The 568-nt window shown below is 43.1% G+C and carries 1 protein-coding gene; it reads left to right on the top strand.

Annotated elements, in window-relative coordinates:
- Positions 1-568 (top strand): recombinase family protein (locus G4407_RS16275; RefSeq protein WP_173689705.1); only part of this gene is annotated, 568 nt, incomplete at both ends.

Raw genomic sequence — 568 nt, 5'->3', positions numbered from 1 at the left:
CAGATTCGATTTATTTCGATTAATGACAGCTATGACAGTGCAGCAAGCAGCGGAATGACTGGTGGAATGAATGTAGCATTGCAGAATCTGGTATACAATATGTATAGCCTGGATTTGTCAAAGAAAATTTCATCAGCATTGCAGACAAGAACGAGAAATGGTACACGCCTTCCGGTAAATGCCAGATATGGCTATAAAAAAGGAAAAGATGGAAGGCTGGAAGTAGATCCGGAGGCTGCAAAAGTCGTGAAAATGATTTTTCGGATGGCAGCGGAAGGAACAAGTTTTGCGGATATTACAAGGGAATTGAACAGACAGGCGATTGCCACTTGTGATGAGCAGAAATTATCAAGAGGGGATCAGGTGCAGTTCCAGAGGTTTGACACGATCAAAAAGAAACACTGGAGCCCTACGACAGTAGCGGCAATTGTCCGGGATGAGATTTATATTGGAACCAGAATCTGGGGAAAAACACGTTGCAGTATGCATACCGGTCATAAAGCAGTTCTGAATGATGAAACAGAATGGGTTCGCCTGGAAAATCATCATACGGCAATTATAGACAGGG

The sequence above is a fragment of the Allocoprococcus comes genome (genome assembly GCF_013300725.1).
Classification (GTDB): domain Bacteria; phylum Bacillota; class Clostridia; order Lachnospirales; family Lachnospiraceae; genus Allocoprococcus; species Allocoprococcus comes_A.
The sequence above is the reverse complement of the archived record's forward strand: the minus strand, read 5'-3'. Positions and strand labels throughout refer to the sequence as shown.